Below are 18,363 nucleotides of genomic sequence, written 5' to 3'. Positions count from 1 at the left end.
GCTGCCAGCGTGGTTTTAGCGGGCCCGTGAGGAACACTCAATGGGGTTCTTGCACTCCACGCCTACGGCGCTGGCGTGGGACGACACGGTGGCCACATGACCGGAGCCCATGCTGGCGGGCGTGGAGCCGTGGATGGCATAGGCCTGGGCCGTGCCCATGCCGAACGAGAGGAAGGAGAGCGAGACAACAAGCGTACGGAGCGAGATAGTCATGGCGGAATCCCCATTCGTGATGCCGGGCCACCACACGACGCGGCGACAGCCGGCGGGTCGATGCTGGGGAGAGCGCCCCCTGGCGCGTCTCCCCGCACCGATCCTGCTGACTTTTGCCCGCCCACGCTGGGTTTAGCGTTGTTCCGTGCCGATTTCGCGCACCGATGGGGCGCCAGCGGCCCGCTATCAGGGAGCAGCCGGTTCGCGGGGTGAGGCATGCAACCGCACGACCCAGCGAACCAGCAGGGTGGCGACGCCAATATCCACCAGCACTTCGCTGGGCCAGACGTCGCCATAGAAGAAGCCATCCACGTTGGCGAGCATTCCGTAAATCCCGACGGTGTTAACGCAAGCGCCCGCCACCACCAGGGCACAAGCCACGCGCGCGAACCGCGAAAGCCGTTGATCGGTAATCAGCCATCCGGACATCAGCGTCACGGTGCAGCACGCGATCAGGTCAACCGCAAGCAAGGCAGCCATTACTTCCCTCCCCCCGCAATGCGCGTGATGACGCGATCGGCAATACCAACACCATGGCGATCAAGCACGCGCTGGATGATCCACGTGAGCTTGAGTCCAAAGCAGCCCACCAGGAACGACACACCTGCCTGTATCTCGACATCTTCCCCGGGCAGGAAATGCCGCTGGAACGCGGGCGCCACGAACACGGCAACCAGGGTTCCACAGATCACCTGCACGACAGCGCGCCACCTCGAATCAATCTTGCTCATGGCGACAGGCAAGACCGCGCCACCCACTGCGGCGAGCAGCAGCCAGAAGCGATTCAGGAGTAACGAATCCATGGCGCATCCTCACGGTTGGTGGATTGAAGTGAGGTTCCCCGACCAGCTTGCGCCAGCGCGCTGGAAACGCATGGAGGTACCCATTTCGCCGGGTGTAAGCACGAGATCGCCAGGGTAAAGGGCGTCGCAGAAGGCACCGCCGTTGAACGAAGGTCCGAAGCGGAAGTGCGCGCTTACGCCCTCCTCTTCGAGCAGCCCGGCGGTGACCGCACAGTTTCGCGGCTCGCCGAAGTGCACGCGCGCCGTATCACCCTTGCGCTGCAGGGTGGCGCGTACCGCGTTCGATCCGTCGCGTACGACGCCTTGCCATGTCCCATCGGCCGAAGCGGCGTGTCCAGTAACTGCCCCGCATGCCAGAAGCCCTATCGCGACGCACTTGATCGCGTTTCCGTGTGCCATGTTCGACTCCTTGTCAGAATGGGACGAGCGTCCCTGGGTAAGCGACGGCTTCGCCGTCGCAATAAAGGCGTGGCGTCCACTCATCGACCGCCACACAGCACACTCTCAATCGGTGCGACGCCTTGCTTCGACGCCACGTCAGTCGTCGCCGTGCAAAGACGACACGTAAATCGCCATCTGTATCGCGCGCGAGACGTCCGGCGAACTCAACTTCCAACGCGGAAACGTGCTGCTCTCCCGCCCACCTTGCGACCTTACCGACGTGCGCAAGGAGCATCGCGAGAGGCACGCTGCGCTTTCGAAACATCATTCGCCGATCCACGCCGGCTTGCGGTTGAAGCCCACCTGATAGCAAATCCACTGCAGCACAACCTGGTGCTCGCCGATCTGCAGGATAGTGAAACTCTTTTCGGTGGCGAGGATCCTCCCCCTCGGTGAATCATTGAGACACCGATTCAGAAGATCACGTGCCTCTTCGATCTGCACCTCGGAGCTCATCTGGTTCGGGTTGTTACTTCCAACCACGATCCGTTTTACGTACCGGACATCGGTTAGATCAAACATCAACGCTTCCTGGTAGACCGTGGCGCGGCTGCGCCACGGTCGTTTCTGACTTATCAGGATCAGGGCGAAGTGCCAGCACCAGTGCCGGTGCCGACACCTGCACCTGCACCTGCACCTGCACCTGGGGTGGTACCGTCAGGCGACTTCGCCGTGCCGGTCTTCGCCACTACCGCCGTCTGCAGGATATCCATCACACGCGCAAGTCCTTCAGGCATGCCACCATCGCGGGCCTGCACATTCACGTGATACTTGGCCGAGTTATCGGTGGTGCGAGTGTTCTCCTTGTGCGAGGCGACGGACCCCTGCACCGATACCTTCGCACCGAATCCGCCCCAGGACGCATTGACGGTCGCACCGACATCCAGCGAGCTCTTGTCGTGCGAGGCCGCCTTCACCTCCATATCGAACGTGATATCCACGTTCTCCACGGCCAGCGTAGGTACCTTCACGATGGAGAGCAGCGGCACATTCAGCTCGACAGCCTCATCGATCCATTCGCCCTCGGCGTTCTGTACGGGGCGACTGAACTTGAACGCGGAGGTTCGCGTCGTGCCCGTACTCTTACCCTCCGCGTTCTGCTCGAAGCCCACTTTGTTGATGAAGTCCGCAGTGGCCTGGGCCAGGCGTACCTGCGCCTCGCAGGCGGCCATAAGCGGCGCGCCCACCAGATCGCCCATCGGCAGTCCGCGGAACTGTTCTGAAATCGTCATAACGTCACTCCTTTACGTATCGACATTGACCCGCCGCGCCTCATGCGCCACGGGGTTCGACCGGGTGTGGGGGAGGGTTAGTCGCCCGGCCTGAACGTCTGGAAGACCCCTTGGGTCATCGCTAAATGGTTGGCGAGCCGCGCCACGCCGTCGCTGGGATCCACGCCCTCGACGCGTAGCTTTACCTGCACCTTGCCGAGCCCGTTATCACGTCGCCGTGCCGTCGTGTCCAGGGCAACCGATCGTTTGCGCACCTTCGACAGGAAGGCCCATCGGCTTTCTCCAACATCCGTCACGCCTTCGACGCCGCGCGCACTGGGATCCTCATCGTGAAATGGACCAAGCTCTGCATCGAAACAGATCTCGACATCCTTGATCCTCAAGGATGTACTTGGCACGAGGGGCAAGATCGGTGCGCGGTACAGATCCTCGTCCCCGTCCCGGGAACCGGGTTGCATCGATGGCATGCGGATAATCACGCTTTTCGGCCGGTTGTCATCGTCAAAGTAGTCGCCAAGCCTGGCTACCTGGGCCTGTTCGATCCGGGCCTGTGCCTCGACCACGGCACCGGCCATGGCTTCGATCAGGCCTTCCAGAGGTGTGGCTGTCATCGTCGCGTGCTTACGCCGTTGCACCCGGCATTCGTCGTCGTGGGCATCCGTGTCTCCTCTGGTCCGTGTATTTGGCCGTGTTTGCAGTATCGCCACGCTATCGAGCGAGGGCTATCAGCGATGGCCTGAGATGCGCCTCGCGCATGTGCGGATTTTTCCATCCGCGCTTAGCTGTCCAGCGTGACAAGGCCCACGCGCAAGGCAAAGCGCGTCAGGTCGGCAATGCCCTCCACGCCCAGTTTGGCCTGGATATGTTCACGATGGGTACCCACTGTCTTCATGCTGATATGCAATCGTTCGGCGATCTGCCGCGTGGAGAGGCCTTCGGCATAATGCTGCGCGATCTCCTTTTCACGCGGTGTAAGTACGGCCGCGGGATCATCGTCATGGCGAAATGCGCCGACGAGAATGTGGGCAAGTTCGGGACTGACGTGGTAACGCGCCGAAAGCACGCTGTCGATACCATCGATGAGATGCGCCAGCGTGCAGCGCTTCAGTACATATCCGTGCGCACCCGCATCAAAGGCTGCGCGGACGCAGGGCCGGTCCCCCGTCTCGGCGAGACATAACATACGCGTATCGGGGCAACGCGCCGCGACACGCCGGGCGGCCTCGATGCCGTTCAAGCCAGGCATGCTGTCATTGAAGACGAGCAGATCGGGTTTGCGATCCACGCACAGGCGCAGGCATTCGCGCCCGTCTCCCGTACTGCCGACCACCTCGAAGCGCGGCTGCGCCTCCAGCAGGGCGGCAAGCCCCTCGCGCATCAGTTCCTGGTCATCGGCCAGAACGACCCGCACGGGCCGCATCGCCCGCTGTGACAGAATGCCGTCCGCACGGTGGCCGCCTACATGGTTCCCTTGCATCTACCTACTCCTGGTTTGGGCAGGTGCCTACCGTCAGGGAGAGAACATTCTCACGTCCTTCCGGTAACCTTACGGACTTACAAAACCCCATCACTTCAAGTAGTTGCCTGCATCGGCAACCGCTCACGGCGGCATGCAGCACTCCCTCGCATCTTCTCCCTTTCTCATTGGCGACTGGATCGTGCACCCCAGGCAACGCTCTATCAGCCGTCGCGGCGAGGTCCTGTTGCTCGAACCACGACACATGGATGTCCTCTGCGCCCTGGCCAGCCATGCCGGTGAGGTCATCAGCCTCGAACACTTGCTGGATACCTGCTGGGGTGGCGGCTTCTACGGCGATAACCCGGTGCACAAGGCTGTCGCGATGCTTCGCCGCGCGTTAGGCGACAGTACAAAGGTGCCGCGATACATCGCGACGGTACGCAAACGTGGCTACGTGATGCTTGCACGCGTGAGGCCGCTGCGCCTTGCGGAAGCGCGCATCGAAGCGGCCATCCGGCGCTGGGGCGCGTCGCCTGCATTCCAGCGGCGGATGCGCGCGCTGGGCCCCGATGACGAGGAAGGATGGCGGGTGCTGACAGCCGTTCTGTTGCGCATCGCCTCGTCACTCGTGACCGCTGGCGCCCTGCGTGAGGCGCTGGGCGCCGTGGATGTCGCGCATGGGTGGCTAGCCGCTCAAGAGCAACGGGCAGCCGTCAGCCTTTAGACACCGGGCGGCGGCGCGGCATCGCACCACCCCGCCGTTCACCCTGCCACTGGTCCCAGTAAGGCGGCTCGCCAATCGCATCGCCGAGGAACTGAAGAAAGCTCTGGGTCTTGCGCGAACGCTGGCGGTTCGCGGGGTACACCGCGTGGATGCCGAGCGCGTCGGGCTCCAGTGCCCAGGTGTGTTCCGCGAGCACGGGAACCAGCTCGCCCCGCTCGAGGTACCGGCTGGCGAGCCACGTCGGGAAGCACACGATGCCTTTGCCACCACGCGCCATCTCGAGCAAGTACTCGATGTAGTTGCTCCGTACGTTGCCATCAGCTTCCGCTGCCACGAACGAGCTCTCGCCCTGCCGGTAGTGCCACTTTTGCGGCCCGTACGGCGCCTGGTACACCAGGCAATTGTGTTGTGCGAGATCGGCAGGCACACGCGGGGTCCCATGCGCTTCGAGATAGCTAGGCGACGCGCACAAGGCGAAGGTTTGCACGGCCAGCAACCTGGCCAGCAAGCGCGAATCGTTCAACGCACCGATGCGGATGGAGACATCGATACCTGCCTCGACGGGGTCGGAGAACGTATCGGTCAGCCACAGATCGAGCTCCACCCCCGGGTGGCGTTCCTGGAATGCCATGAGGATCGGGGCCAGGTGCCTGCGCGCGAATGCGGGCGGAGCGCTGATCTTCAGCCGCCCGCGCGGCTCGTCCTCTTCCCCGATGTGCTCGCCGGCCTGGTCGATCTGTTCGATCGCCTCACGTACGGACTCGTAATAACGCTGCCCGGCATCGGTCAGGCGTACGGCGCGCGAGTGGCGGGTGAACAGGGCCTGCCCCAGCGCGTGCTCAAGTGCGGCGATATGCCGGGACGCGGACGAAGGCAGCAGGTTCAGCTCCGCGGCCGCCTGGGAAAAGCTCCCATGGGTTGCGACGCGCACGAACAAACGCAGGGCGAGGAGGTTTACGTGCTTATACATGGCGGCCCCTGGTTGCCGGGTAGGCAAGCTTACTTTGTCGAAATAACAATTGTATGCCTGACAATGCAAGCGTAGATTGTCATTCAAGCAAAGCAGACGCGCCCGGCGCCGTCAAAACGGCATTTGGTCGCACCCCACGATCCTCCCCTTACGCGCCTGATTTGCATCCCAACCGGCGTGCACCCTTCCCCGGCCGTCATCCACGTGCCGGCTGGCGGCGTGCGGGCTGCGATATGCCAGGTGAGGTTTATGCAGTGCAGTTCACGGGCCCCGGCGCGCGTATCACGCCGCCGCCGGAAGGCGTTATGGAGCGCGAGCGTGTTCATGGCGATGGCGTCGTTTGGCGGCGGCGCCAGCGCAGACGATGCCGATACACCTACCGAGAGCGCCGCAGGCATTCGCAGCCGTTGGGAAAAGCACGGTGTGACGGTGCGCGGGGATTACGTTTCGGAGACCTTCCGCGTTGCCAGTGGCGGCCTTGAACAAGGCACGCGCTACGCACAGCAGCTGCGCGCCGGACTCGATATCGACATGCGCAAGGCGGCCGGCTGGGCGCAGGGCACGTTCCACATCACGCTCAATGATCGTGCCGGACGCGGCGTCACCACGGACCTGGCGGGCAACCGCATGCCGATCCAGGAGGTCTACAGCAGCCAGTTCCTCAAGCTGACCGAGCTTAGTTACGACCAGGATATCGCGGGCCATCGCGCCAACGTGAAGGTGGGCTTGTGGGCCATGGGGAACGACTTCGGTGGCCTGCCCATCCTGTGCGAACTGGTCAATGCCGCCTTCTGCGCGCATCCGCTGGCGATGTCGGCCGGCAGTGGCTGGGGCAATTACCCGAATGCCCGGCCCGGCATCCGCGTCCAGTGGCACGTGTCGCCACGGATCGATATTCGCGCAGGCGCCTTCCAGGTCAACCCCGGGTACAGCACCGAAGACCACGCCTTTTCCCTGCATGCGCGCGGCGCCACGGGCACGATGTTGCCCGTGGAACTGGATCTGCATAGCCGCGATGCACAGGAAGCCCATGCCGGCGAACTGAAGCTGGGCACTTATTACGACACCAGCCGCGTTGCGCGGCAGGGTGGACCCGGATACGCCAGGGGACGCTACGGCGTGTATGCGCTGGCTACACAACGTGTCTACCAGGAAACGCGCGATCCACGGCGTGGCCTGACGTTGGCCGCCGAAGTCATGAAGGCCGATGCACGCAGCGCGCAGATGACCGCGTGGTACTCCGCGGACGCGATCTACCAGGGCACGTTTCCCAGCCGTGACCAGGACACGGTTGCCCTCGGCTATGTCCGCGCCGTGATCAACCCAAGGATCGATCGCGCCTGGCGCGCCACCCAGGACGAGCCTGTGCAGGATGCGTTCCTCAACACACTGCCGGATGCGGAAAGCGTGGTCGAGCTGAGTTACGGCTGGCGCGTGAACCGGTGGTTCCTCGTGCGCCCCGATATCCAGTACGTGATGGACCCGGGCGCGTTCTCACAGCGCCGTACGCAGAACGTGATCGCTTTCGGCGTGCAGCTGAAAGCGACGCTATGAATCGAAAGGTGGTAACAGTGAACAAGAGCAAAGGGTTATCGGCCGTGCCGATCTGGCTGGCTCGCGCATTGGGCGTGCTTGTCGCGTTGATGGGTGCGGGCTTGCTGTGGGGCGGCATCACGCTGGCTGCGCTCGGTGGCAGCGTGTACTTCATCGCCATGGGCGTGGCGCTACTGGTGGCGGGTGCGCTGCTCGTCGCGGCACAGCCCCTGGGTGTGAAGGTGTACGCCGTGGCGCTGGTCGGAACGGCTGCGTGGTCGCTGTACGACACGGGCTTCGATTACTGGGGCCTCATCTCGCGGCTGCTTACCTTCGCCGGCGTGGGCGTGCTGGCAGGCGCGGTGTATCCCGCGCTGAAACGGCGCAAGGGGGCGCCGGTGAGCCGCAAGGCACCGCTCGCCACGGCACTGCTTGCCGTGGCCGTGGCGTTTGCCGTCGCATCGATGTTCACCCGGCACGGCGTGACGCTGGATGCCGCACAAGTACCTGGTACCGCGACGGCAGCGGACGCGCACGTGGCTGACTGGACAGCGTGGGCAGGAACACCTGCAGGCACCCACTACAGCGCGCATACCGCGATCAACAAGCAGAACGTACGGGATCTTCAGTTGGCCTGGACGTTCCGCACCGGCGATATCCCGAAGAGCAATGGCTTTGGCGCCGAGGACCAGGATACGCCACTGCAGATCGGCCATACGCTGTACGTGTGCACGCCGCACAACGAGGTGATCGCCCTGGATGCCGACACGGGCGAACAGCGCTGGCGATTCGATCCCAGGAGCGTGGCGCCTAACTGGCAACGCTGCCGTGGCCTCGGCTTCCACGAGGATGCCATTGGCAGCGCCAGCGCAACGCCGGCAGCATCGGCCACGATGGGCGAGTGCCGCCGCAGGATCATCGAGACGACGATCGATGCGCGGCTGATTGCACTGGATGCGGAATCCGGCAAGCGTTGCATCGGCTTCGGCACAAACGGCGAAGTGAACCTGCGCGAGGGCCTTGGACTCGTGAAGCCGGGCTTCTACACGATCACCTCCGCACCACTCGTCGCTGGTGATCTGGTGGTCATTGGTGGCCGCGTGGCAGACAACATCGAGACCGATGAGCCGACCGGTGCCGTGCGTGCCTTCGATGTGCATACCGGTGCGATGACCTGGGCATGGAACCCGGGCGATGAAGACGTCAAGGCGCCGCCCCGTCCGGACGGCACCTACACCCGGGCCACGCCGAACGTGTGGACGGCCATGGCGTATGACCCGAAGCTCAACCTCGTCTACCTGCCCACCGGTAACACCACGCCCGACCAATGGGGTGGTGAACGCACGCCGGCTGACGACAAGTACAGCTCGTCGGTGGTCGCGCTGGATGCCGCGACGGGCAAGGTGCGCTGGCATTTCCAGACCACGCATCATGATTTGTGGGACTACGACCTGCCCGCGCAACCTGCCCTGGTCGATGTGCCCGACGGCAGGGGCGGCACGTTGCCCGCGCTGGTGCAGGTGACAAAGCAGGGACAGATCTTCATGCTGAACCGCGCGACCGGCGAGCCGATCGCCGATGTGGTGGAGAAGCCAGTGGCCGTGGGCCATGCGAAGGGCGAACGGTATTCGCCCACGCAGCCGTTCTCCGTGGGCATGCCCATGATCGGCACGCAGCATCTCACCGAGTCCTCCATGTGGGGCGCCACGCCGTTCGATCAGCTCTATTGCCGCATCCAGTTCAGGAAGATGCGCTACGAGGGTCCGTTCACGGCGCCTGGCGAAGATATCTCGCTGCAGTGGCCCGGCTCACTGGGCGGGATGAACTGGGGTGGGGTCTCCATCGATGAGGCGAACGGCCTGATGTTCGTCAACGACATGCGCATCGGCCTGTGGACGCGGCTTATTCCGCGCGACGCCGTGAAAGGCAGTGGTGGCGGCGTGGAGATGGGCCTGGCCTCGATGTACGGCACGCCGTACTGGTCGGACCGCAATCGATTCATGTCGCCAGCGGGCATTCCCTGCCAGGAACCTCCGTTTGGCACCATGACCGCGATCAACCTGGCCACGCGCAAGATTGCCTGGCAGGTACCTGTCGGTACGGTACGTGATACCGGCCCGATGGGCGTGAAGCTGCACCTGCCAATGCCGATTGGCATGCCCACCCTTGGCGCATCACTGGCAACACGTTCGGGCCTGGTGTTCTTCGCGGGCACCCAGGACTACTACCTGCGCGCATTCGACGAATCCACGGGCAAGGAGGTATGGAAGGCGCGCCTGCCGGTGGGCAGCCAGGGTGGCCCCATGACCTACGTTTCGCCGAAGACCGGCCGCCAGTACATCGTGCTCACGGTGGGTGGAGCACGCCAGTCGCCCGACCGCGGTGACTACGTGATGGCCTGGGCACTCCCCAAGGCGAAGTAAGGGAAAAGGGCGCGGTGACCAACACCGCGCCCTCGTTACTCAACAAAAAACGCCGCATCCTCGGCACCCGCATACCCGGTCAGTGCCGTAAGCACCACGCGCCGCGTCTGCGCCAGGCGCTCTTCCACCCACGCTTCAAGCAATGGATCGTTCGGCAAGACGAATTCGGCGATGCGCGCCGGCGTCAACTTTCGGCCGTACGAGAAGCGCCATTTCTCCTCATGCAGGCACGCGGCCGCGATCACCAGCATGGCCTCGCTAAGCTTCTTTCGCGGCAGCAGCACCAGGCAGTCGTCATTGACCGCGCACGGTTCGAACTGCACGAAGGCTTCGCCGATCGAACCGGTCTGCGCCACCGTGACAAACGGCGGCTGCATCACCTGGCCGAACTCCAGCCAGCCATAGCAACCGTTGTAGGCCTCGGTGGGCGAAATGACGAGCGTTTCGCCATCGGCGATGCCATCGCGGCTGTGCAGCTCTTTCATGCCGTAAACGATATCGAACGCATCACCGATCGTGCCCGGCCGGGCAGCATCGGAAAGCGCCTTGGCATTGTCTTTTTTCGCCTGCGACATGAGGCTTCGGTAGCCCGACATGCGAATGCCACCCTGGCGAACCTGCTCACGCTGCACCGTCACCTCGCGCGAGTAGCGCGCGTAGAAGGAAGCAAGCCGGCGTAGATGCACATCCACCGCATCCTGCACTTCCTCGCGGCTGGGCGGCGCGGATGCGACGTAGGCACCCGCGGCCCACTCGCGCTCACCCGATACGTGGCCGAGCCCCGAGAACCCGGGGATGGCACGCTTGTTGACGATGGCATCCACCGCCTGCGGAATGTCGTTCGGCTCCGTCGGCCGCTCCACGCGGATACCCTTGCGCAGGGTCAGGCCATCGTGATGCAAGCGCACGAATACCGTGGCGATGTTCGGATCGTGCTTCACGCCCTTTTCGAGGACCACGACGGAGGTGGTTGCCGAGGCATAGGGCTGGAACAGCTCGTCCGGCAACTGGCACACGGCAAGCAGGCGGTGGTGCTTCAGGATCTTCTGCCGCCAGGCACCCTTGCTCTTTTTCACGATAAGGCTGGTCGGCAGCACCACGGCCACCTTGCCACGGTGCTTCAACGCCTCCAGCGCGCGATCGACGAAATCTTCCGACGGCGTATCGGAGGCCTTGTGCGGGAACGGCGGGTTCATCAGCACCACATCCACGTTCCCTTCCGGGAAATCGGGCGCGGTGAAGCAGTCTTCCTGATGGATCTGGGTGGCACCGTCACCGCGCAGGATCATGTTCGCGACGCACAGTGCCGCGGTGACCGGCTCGGTCTCAAAGCCATAAAGCTGCTTGCGCGCCACCTTCACCATCTCGGCGCGGCTCAGGTCATGGGCGCGCAGCAGGCGGTCCATCGCAGCGACGAGGAAGCCGCCAGTGCCGCAGGCCGGATCCAGCACATGATCCTTCGGCCCCACTTCGCACACATCGGCCATGAACTGCGCGATATGGCGGGGTGTGAAGTACTGGCCGATCGTGTTGCCGCCGGTGTAGCGGAAGAAGGTTTCGTAGAGCTGGCCCAGGTAATCGTGCTCGGCGGTAAGCACGCTGACGTTGAGCTTTTCGAGGATGCGGGCGATCTCGACCGCGCGCGTGGCGAGCTTGGCGTTTGCCTCCTCCACGTGCAGGCTGCGGCCGAGCGCTGGCTTACCGGCTTTCTCGAATGCACGCAGGCATTCGGCATTGATGTCGCTGAGGATGTGGTCCTCGTCGCGGCGAATCCGCCCCTTGGAACTGGCAAGTGCCAGCATGATGGCGGCGACAACGGCAGGGCGGAATTCGTCCTTGATCTTCGCCTCGCGCAGCAGGCGGTTGATCTCCTCCGCCCGGCGTGCCAATACCTCCGGTGGCGGAATGGTCGGGCGCAGTTCCGGGCGGCCGTGCGGTGAGGCGACGCGTTCCAGATCCGCGCGGTTCGGAATCCACGACACCGGCTTGCCGCCGTAAGTGACGATCGACCACTCGCCATCGGCATAGCGCGATACGCGCAGCTCGAAGCTATCGTCGGAGGTCCCCGCCAGGCCGATCGCCAGCGGCGCGTAGCCCTTGCGTGCAAAACGCTCGGCGTAATGCTGTGCCTCGCGCAGCGCCTTGCCGTGTTCGCTGCTGAGCTTCTTGGCCTCGACCACGGCCAGCACTTTTTCCGTGACCTTGTCGATCAGCAGCGCCTCGGGGTAGCCACTGCCGCCGCCGGTCTTGCTGGCCTGCTTCAGGGCTTTCTCGATCAGCGGGAAGGCAGCGTATTCGTTCTGCAGCAGCACATCGCCGACGGGGGGCTTCCTCGGGTTCCACCCCTGGGCGCCAAGCAGCTCATCGAGCAACTTTTCGCTGCGCCGTTCGGAGATACCCTTGGATTTGCTCATCACCACTCCGCTGCCGCCTGCCATGCGACAGAAGCCAATAACCTACGGTGCGGAGGTCTCAGGCGGCGAGATTGCCGGCGTGCGCCTCCGTTCCCAATGCGTTGGAAGCCACGCGCTGGCCCACGAACCACTGTCCGAGGCGCCGCAGCAGGGGCTTCTCAAGGTAATGATAACTGAGCAGGCCGATGCCCATGGCGGCTGCGACCATGAGGGCCGTCAGGGCGGCCGGGTTTACCGCCCCTACCCAGCCCAACCGCGCGTACGCGCCGACCATGGCGTCGAACACGATGACATGCCACAGGTAGATCGAGAATGAGGCATCGCCGAGGTACTGGAGTGAGCGCGGCATGATCCAGCGCCTGCGTACTTCGAGCGTGGCCACCCCATAGATAAACACGGCCGCCGGTATACCCCAGCAGAGCACCCGCAGTGGATAGGAGGCGGGATCGCGGGCGACGAACCAGGTACCGATAGCGATCCACGCCATCGCGACCAGGAACATCGCGCCGTGAAATACGCGCACGCCCCTTTCAACGAGCATCCCGACGGCCGCACCCAGGAGGAACTCGAGGAGGATAGGCGCGAACAGGTAGTCGAGGGGAGCTGACCAGGCGTGCCAGGCGCTAACAACGGCTGCTCCTGTGAGCACACTGAACCAGATCGCCAGCCCCCATTGCGCCCGCTTGCCCAGGATCAGAAGGCTTAGGGCTGCCACGGCGTAAAAGTACACCTCATAGGTGAGCGTCCAGGCGACCCCGACCACGTAGTTGGGAATGCTATCGACGAGGGTGAGCAACGCGATGATCGGCCTCTTCAGCGGTAACGCGGTCGGTGGCGACCAGACCATGACCAGGCACGCGACGGCAAAGGCAATCCAGTACAGCGGATAGATCCGGATAAATCGCTTTGCGGCGAAGGTAAACACCGCCCTGCCACGGCCAACCTGATCCATGCTCGCGATGGATCGCTGGATCACGTGGTAGATGATGAAGCCTGAAATGACGAAGAAGACATCGACGCCCGCGGGGCCTACGTCAGCGAAGAAGGGCTTGGCCCAGTGCGTACGCATGGGCACCAGGCTCCAGAACATGTGGCACGACACCACCATCAGCGCGGCGATGGCACGCATGCCCTGGATGTTGCGGTAACTCATGCCCGGTGGCTCCGGCCGACGGTGTCGTCGTAAGTGCCACAGTGCCGCGCAGGCGTTGCAAACGCATAGAGCAGAAAAAGAGAAAGGGCCCTGATTGCTCAGGGCCCTTTCCGGTTTTGGCTGGGAGACTAGGATTCGAACCTAGATAAACGGAGTCAGAGTCCGTTGTCCTACCGTTAGACGATCTCCCAAGAAACCTATCGAAGCGCTCTGACCTTCGTGCTTCGAATTGTAGCGCGTGATTAGCGCTTGGAGAACTGGGTTGCGCGGCGAGCCTTGTGGAGACCGACCTTCTTACGCTCGACTTCACGAGCATCGCGGGTCATGAAACCAGCCTTGCGCAGCGGCGACTTCAGCGCTTCGTCGTATTCGACGAGGGCGCGAGCGATGCCGAGGCGGATAGCGCCGGCCTGGCCGGTGATACCACCGCCGGCAACCGTCACCATGATGTCGAACTTCTCGACGTTGTCGGTCAGCTCAAGCGGCTGACGGACGATCATGCGCGAGGTTTCGCGGCCGAAGAAAGCGTCGAGCGGCTTGCCGTTGACGACGATGCCACCGGTGCCCTTGCGAAGGAACACGCGAGCTGCCGAGGTCTTGCGACGACCGGTACCGTAATTCTGCTGGATAGCCATGGCGATTCCTTAGATGTCCAGCTGCTGCGGCTGCTGGGCGGTGTGCGGGTGCTCGGCACCGCCGTACACCTTGAGCTTGCGGTACATGGCGCGACCCAGCGGGTTCTTCGGCAGCATGCCCTTGACGGCGATCTCGATCACGCGCTCCGGGTGCGTGGCCAGCAGATCCTTGAGACTCGTGGTCTTCAGGTTGCCGACGTAGCCGGTGAAGCGGTGGTACATCTTGTCGTCCAGCTTCGCACCGGTGACAGCCACCTTCTCGGCGTTGATCACGACGATGTAATCGCCGGTATCGACGTGCGGGGTGAACTCGGGCTTATGCTTGCCGCGGAGACGGCGCGCGACCTCGGTCGACAGACGACCCAGGGTCTTGTTCGTGGCGTCGATCACGAACCAATCGCGCTTGACGCTCTCCGGCTTGGCGCTGAACGTTTTCATTTCGAAAATACCTGGTTTGCCGCCCAACAAAGGGACGGAACACGGAATCGGTGAAAGCAAAGACGCGAGAGAATAACTGACTTATCCTGCGTCGCGCAAGCCCACCATGCAGGTGAGCTTCGGGCCAACAATGATAGCAGAATGACGCGGTCTTTACACAAGCCCTGCCAGTGGCAGGTACGCCGGGCGCGACAAGCAGCCGCAGCGCGTGCATCCCGGTAGGGTGCCCGGGCATTGTACCGTGTGCAGGTCCCCACATTCAAAGGAGCCACCCGTGGCCGTCCGTACCTTTACCCCGCTCGACCGCTTGCTGGCCGGGCTGGAGCGCGCCATGGAGGCCGTGTCGGGCTCCCCGGAGGCCCACCGCCGCTCCCCCGGGGACACCGTGGCGGATGCGCCCATGGAGGAAGCGGACCGCCGCCATGCGGCCGGCCTGATGCGGATCAACCATGTGGGTGAGGTATGCGCCCAGGCGCTCTACATGGGCCAGGCCGCGCTGGCCCGTACGGACGATACCCGCCAGCACCTGCTGCACGCCGCCCAGGAGGAGACCGACCACCTGGCCTGGTGCGCCGAGCGCCTGAAGCAGCTGGATAGCCGCCCGAGCCTGCTCAACCCGCTGTGGTACGCCGGCAGTTATGCCATCGGCGTGGCCGCCGCGGCCGTGGGCGACCCGATCAGCCTGGGTTTCGTGGTGGAAACCGAGAGACAGGTGGAGGCCCACCTGGCTGAACACCTGGAGCGCCTGCCCGCCCAGGACGATCGCTCGCGCGCGATTCTGCGGCAGATGCAGGAGGATGAGGTGCGGCATGCCGAGGCGGCCGAGGCACGGGGCGGCATTGACCTGCCCTTCCCCATTCCGCGGTTGATGCATGCGGCGTCGGCGGTGATGAAGGCGGTTGCTTACAGGATCTGACAAAAAAAGCCCCGCTTTCGCGGGGCTTTTTGTTACATCAGGTTGCGGCCGTGGAAGAGTTCCTCGATCTCGCGGCGGAGCAGCGATTCGATGCGCTGGCGCTCCTTGAACGAAAGATCGTCGGCCTGGGCCTCGAACAGGTACGTATCGAGGTCGAAGTCCTTGATGTGCATCTTCGTGTGGAAGATGTTTTCCTGGTACACGTTCACGTCGAACATCTCGTACTTCTGACGGATGTGCTTCGCCAGGTAATCCTGCACCGAGTTGATCTTGTGATCGATGAAGTGCTTCTTGCCCTTCACGTCGCGGGTGAAGCCGCGCACGCGGTAATCGGCGATGACGATATCCGACTCGAAGCTGTCGATCAGGTAATTCAGGGCCTTCAGCGGAGAGATAACGCCGCAGGTGGCCACGTCGATATCCGCGCGGAACGTGGCGATACCGTTGTGCGGGTGCGTTTCCGGGTAGGTATGGACAGTGATGTGGCTCTTGTCCATGTGCGCCACGACGGCGCCCGAGATCGTATCGCGGCCCAGCTTCTCGACCACCGGCTCCTCGGAAATGAGGATGGTGACCGAGGCGCCCTGCGGATCGTAATCCTGACGCGCGATATTCAGGATGTTCGCACCGATGATCTCGGCCACGTCCGTCAGGATCTGGGTCAGGCGGTCAGCGTCGTACTGCTCATCGATGTACTCGATGTAGTTCTGGCGCTGCTGTTCCGAGACGGCATAGCAGATATCGTAAATGTTGAAGCTCAACGCCTTGGTGAGGTTGTTGAAACCCTGCAGGCGAAGGCGGGGAAGCGGTTTGACCACAGCGACTCTCCGAGGCCGGTGATGACGGCCAGCAGCAGACACGGGTTAGCAGCAAGGGTCCCCGCAAAAAAGGAATTGGATGGCGATCGGCCAGACGATCAGTCTGCCCCTCGTTTATGAACAGCCTGAGACAGGGGTCCAGGCTCCGAGGGGGTAAAATTATGGGGCAAAGTGGCGAGAATTTGAACAACTTGGGACGGATCGTCATTTATGGTGGATTTTGTCCACCCTTTGTCTGCAATAATCCGGCCGGGGACATGGCGAGTCAGCGACGCCCGACGGAAAACCGTCGGCAAGCCGCCGATTTGGGGGCGCCATGCCATAGAAGGCTCAACGGAATCTGCTGTGGCTCAACTTAAATATCTGTTGCAACAGGCGTTCGAACGGTCGCAGGCTCCTTTGAGCTTCGCGCCAGACCCGGCGTCGATGGGTCGGTTCCTGGATGCCTGCCACCGGCGGCGCTACCCGGGCAAGACCGCGATCATCCGCCCGGGTGACCCGGCCAATACCCTTTACTACGTGGTGGAAGGCTCGCTGGCCGTCTGCACGGAGGACGAGGAGGGCCGCGAGCTGATTCTTGCCTACATCAACCGTGGCCAGTTCATCGGCGAAATGGGGCTGTTCGTCGAGCAGGCCCAGCGTGAATCGCTGGTGCGCACCCGCACGGCGGTCGAAATGGCCGAGATCAGCTACGAGCGGCTCTTCCAGCTCCTGGAGGGCCCGCTGGCCGCCGAATGCCCGAAGCTGCTCTTCGCGATCGGCTCGCAGCTCACCCACCGCCTGCTGCGCACGTCGCGCCAGGTCAGCCGCATGGCGTTCATGGACGTGACCAACCGCGTCTCGCGCACGCTGCTGGACCTGTGCACCGAGCCCGATGCCATGACCCACCCGGACGGCACCCAGATCCGGATCTCCCGCCAGGAAGTGAGCCGGATCGTCGGCTGCTCCCGCGAAATGGTGGGCCGCGTCCTCAAGCAGCTGGAAGAGGAACGGATGATCGACGTGTCCGGCAAGACCATCGTGGTGCGCGGCACGCGCTAACCGCGGACACAAGAAAGGGCAGGCACCTGCGTGCCTGCCCTTTTTTTGTGCCTCGGACCCGCAAAAAACGGCCCCGGGGAAGCCGTCAGGCCCCTTCGTACACCATGTAGACGTCCGCACGCTCATAGTGCGAGCCGGGGCGGATGGCCTCCTGCCGGCGGAATCCCGCGCGCTCGTACATGCCCAGTGCACGGCCGAGCCGGCTGTTGGATTCCAGGAACAACCGCGCACCGCCCTGCTCACGCCAGGCGCCGATGGCGGCATCAAGCAACTTGCGACCGGCGCCCAGGCCGCGGAAGTTCTCGTCCACGCCCATCTTCGAGAGCTCGTAGATCCCGTTTCCTTCATGCAGCAGCGCGCAGGTGCCGACCACCTCGCCCGCATACAGGGCGAAGAAGATGGCGCCGCCAGGCTTGATTACGAGGGTTTCGGGATCCGCGAACAGGGCCCTGTCCACGTCCTCGACACGGAAGTGGCGCTCCAGCCATTGCTGGTTGAGGCGACGGAAGTGGTCGGCGTAAGCCGGATCCCAGGGCACCACGCTCACACCCTCGCGGGCCAGTGCCGCACGCTGCTCGAGCACCGCGGCAACCAGCGGCTTCTCGGCCAGCGCCTGTTCGCAGTCATCGATCGCGTCGAGCAGCGCCGCCATGCGCGGCCCCATCGATTCGGCCATCCCCCGGCGCAAGGCCAGCCACACCGGGCCAAGGGCACCCAGGGCCCGCTCGCCCGCGTCGGTAAGCGCCAGCACGCTGCGGCGCCCATCGCCCGGGTCGCGCTGGCGGACCACCATGCCGGCTTCGACCAGGCGATCGGCCAGCTGGCTCACCGCCGAATGGGTCTGCCCGATCGCCGTGGCCACCTCCGTCACCGTCGTGGGGCCCACATCGCGCAGGAAGCGCATGACCGGAAACCAGCGCGATTCGATACCCGCCCCGCTCGCGCGGTAGACCTCGTCCACGGCCTGGTAGAAATAATCGCTCAAGGCCTTGAGGCGGCTGCCAATAGCAAGCTCGCGCAGTGAAGACAGGTACATCGGGCATCCATGGGGAGTACGGGGCGCAGGCGATCAGGCTAGCGTTCGCGGGATGCCGCACGCAAGCGACACCGCAACATCTTTCACCGCCCACGGCGTTCGCGGCATACCCTC

At 63.7% G+C, this 18,363-nt stretch carries 19 protein-coding genes, 1 tRNA gene and 1 pseudogene; 5 read left to right on the top strand and 16 right to left on the bottom strand.

Annotated features, from left to right (window positions below; translation table 11 throughout):
* Positions 1-15: 15 nt before the first annotated feature.
* The 8 genes and pseudogenes from L2Y97_RS02510 to L2Y97_RS02475 form a co-directional block, all read right to left on the bottom strand.
* Positions 16-213 (bottom strand): hypothetical protein, encoded by a 198-nt coding sequence (locus L2Y97_RS02510; protein ID WP_247432551.1) that lies wholly within the window; start codon positions 211-213, stop codon positions 16-18.
* 186 nt (positions 214-399) lie between these two features.
* Positions 400-693, bottom strand: coding sequence for a hypothetical protein (locus L2Y97_RS02505; protein WP_247432548.1), 294 nt, complete (start codon positions 691-693; stop codon positions 400-402).
* Positions 693-1,016, bottom strand: a complete 324-nt coding sequence (locus L2Y97_RS02500) for a hypothetical protein (protein ID WP_247432545.1) — start codon at positions 1,014-1,016, stop codon at positions 693-695. Before L2Y97_RS02500 ends, L2Y97_RS02505 begins: the two co-directional genes overlap by 1 nt.
* 9 nt (positions 1,017-1,025) lie before the next feature.
* Complete coding sequence (locus tag L2Y97_RS02495; RefSeq protein WP_247432543.1) at positions 1,026-1,415, bottom strand: hypothetical protein; 390 nt, start codon at positions 1,413-1,415, stop codon at positions 1,026-1,028.
* A 306-nt stretch (positions 1,416-1,721) separates the two neighbouring features.
* Positions 1,722-1,979 carry a hypothetical protein gene (locus tag L2Y97_RS02490; protein WP_247432540.1) on the bottom strand — a complete coding sequence of 86 codons (258 nt, stop codon included), beginning with the start codon at positions 1,977-1,979 and terminating at the stop codon, positions 1,722-1,724.
* 137 nt (positions 1,980-2,116) lie between these two features.
* Positions 2,117-2,689: pseudogene (locus L2Y97_RS02485) on the bottom strand (DUF2589 domain-containing protein); the annotation flags it as partial.
* Positions 2,690-2,766: 77 nt separating this feature from the next.
* Positions 2,767-3,300 (bottom strand): DUF2589 domain-containing protein, encoded by a 534-nt coding sequence (locus L2Y97_RS02480; protein WP_247432534.1) that lies wholly within the window; start codon positions 3,298-3,300, stop codon positions 2,767-2,769.
* Positions 3,301-3,467: 167 nt separating this feature from the next.
* Entirely contained in the window at positions 3,468-4,166 is a 699-nt protein-coding gene (locus L2Y97_RS02475) for a response regulator (protein WP_247432531.1), read from the bottom strand.
* A gap of 244 nt (positions 4,167-4,410) precedes the next feature.
* Between L2Y97_RS02475 and L2Y97_RS02470 the strand changes: the two genes are divergently transcribed.
* Complete coding sequence (locus tag L2Y97_RS02470; protein WP_247432529.1) at positions 4,411-4,872, top strand: winged helix-turn-helix domain-containing protein; 462 nt, start codon at positions 4,411-4,413, stop codon at positions 4,870-4,872.
* Here L2Y97_RS02470 and L2Y97_RS02465 read toward each other — a convergent pair.
* Positions 4,862-5,842, bottom strand: coding sequence for a LysR family transcriptional regulator (locus tag L2Y97_RS02465; protein WP_247432526.1), 981 nt, complete (start codon positions 5,840-5,842; stop codon positions 4,862-4,864). The genes L2Y97_RS02470 and L2Y97_RS02465 overlap by 11 nt on opposite strands.
* 324 nt (positions 5,843-6,166) lie before the next feature.
* Between L2Y97_RS02465 and L2Y97_RS02460 the strand changes: the two genes are divergently transcribed.
* Positions 6,167-7,396: a carbohydrate porin gene (locus tag L2Y97_RS02460; RefSeq protein WP_247436989.1), complete on the top strand. Its 1,230-nt coding sequence runs from the start codon at positions 6,167-6,169 to the stop codon at positions 7,394-7,396.
* Between the two features lie 17 nt (positions 7,397-7,413).
* The gene (locus L2Y97_RS02455) at positions 7,414-9,798 is read left to right on the top strand and encodes a membrane-bound PQQ-dependent dehydrogenase, glucose/quinate/shikimate family (protein WP_247432523.1); all 2,385 of its coding nucleotides are present in this window, start codon (positions 7,414-7,416) and stop codon (positions 9,796-9,798) included.
* Positions 9,799-9,833: 35 nt separating this feature from the next.
* On the opposite strand, the gene L2Y97_RS02450 is transcribed toward L2Y97_RS02455, so the two are convergent.
* From L2Y97_RS02450 to rplM, 5 genes are all read right to left on the bottom strand, one after another.
* On the bottom strand, positions 9,834-12,212 hold the full coding sequence (locus L2Y97_RS02450) for an HsdM family class I SAM-dependent methyltransferase (RefSeq protein ID WP_247432519.1): 2,379 nt from the start codon (positions 12,210-12,212) through the stop codon (positions 9,834-9,836).
* Between the two features lie 58 nt (positions 12,213-12,270).
* Positions 12,271-13,365 (bottom strand): acyltransferase family protein, encoded by a 1,095-nt coding sequence (locus tag L2Y97_RS02445; RefSeq protein WP_247432517.1) that lies wholly within the window; start codon positions 13,363-13,365, stop codon positions 12,271-12,273.
* Between the two features lie 117 nt (positions 13,366-13,482).
* A tRNA-Gln gene (locus tag L2Y97_RS02440) sits at positions 13,483-13,556 on the bottom strand.
* 51 nt (positions 13,557-13,607) lie between these two features.
* Positions 13,608-14,000 (bottom strand): 30S ribosomal protein S9, encoded by a 393-nt coding sequence (gene rpsI / locus L2Y97_RS02435; protein WP_247432514.1) that lies wholly within the window; start codon positions 13,998-14,000, stop codon positions 13,608-13,610.
* A gap of 9 nt (positions 14,001-14,009) precedes the next feature.
* Positions 14,010-14,438, bottom strand: coding sequence for a 50S ribosomal protein L13 (gene rplM, locus L2Y97_RS02430; protein ID WP_045828717.1), 429 nt, complete (start codon positions 14,436-14,438; stop codon positions 14,010-14,012).
* Between the two features lie 331 nt (positions 14,439-14,769).
* Between rplM and coq7 the strand changes: the two genes are divergently transcribed.
* Entirely contained in the window at positions 14,770-15,354 is a 585-nt protein-coding gene (gene coq7 / locus L2Y97_RS02425; RefSeq protein ID WP_247436987.1) for a 2-polyprenyl-3-methyl-6-methoxy-1,4-benzoquinone monooxygenase, read from the top strand.
* A gap of 32 nt (positions 15,355-15,386) precedes the next feature.
* Here the strand turns inward: coq7 and speD are convergent, their stop codons facing one another.
* Positions 15,387-16,172 carry an adenosylmethionine decarboxylase gene (speD, locus tag L2Y97_RS02420; protein WP_036109987.1) on the bottom strand — a complete coding sequence of 262 codons (786 nt, stop codon included), beginning with the start codon at positions 16,170-16,172 and terminating at the stop codon, positions 15,387-15,389.
* Between the two features lie 426 nt (positions 16,173-16,598).
* Here speD and crp point away from each other — a divergent pair, with 426 nt between their 5' ends.
* Positions 16,599-17,213, top strand: coding sequence for a cAMP-activated global transcriptional regulator CRP (crp, locus tag L2Y97_RS02415; protein ID WP_247436985.1), 615 nt, complete (start codon positions 16,599-16,601; stop codon positions 17,211-17,213).
* Between the two features lie 85 nt (positions 17,214-17,298).
* On the opposite strand, the gene L2Y97_RS02410 is transcribed toward crp, so the two are convergent.
* On the bottom strand, positions 17,299-18,249 hold the full coding sequence (locus L2Y97_RS02410; RefSeq protein ID WP_247432511.1) for a bifunctional helix-turn-helix transcriptional regulator/GNAT family N-acetyltransferase: 951 nt from the start codon (positions 18,247-18,249) through the stop codon (positions 17,299-17,301).
* Between the last annotated feature and the right edge of the window lie 114 nt (positions 18,250-18,363).

The sequence above is a fragment of the Luteibacter aegosomatissinici genome (assembly GCF_023078495.1).
Taxonomy (GTDB): Bacteria; Pseudomonadota; Gammaproteobacteria; order Xanthomonadales; family Rhodanobacteraceae; genus Luteibacter; species Luteibacter aegosomatissinici.
The sequence above is the reverse complement of the archived record's forward strand: the minus strand, read 5'-3'. Positions and strand labels throughout refer to the sequence as shown.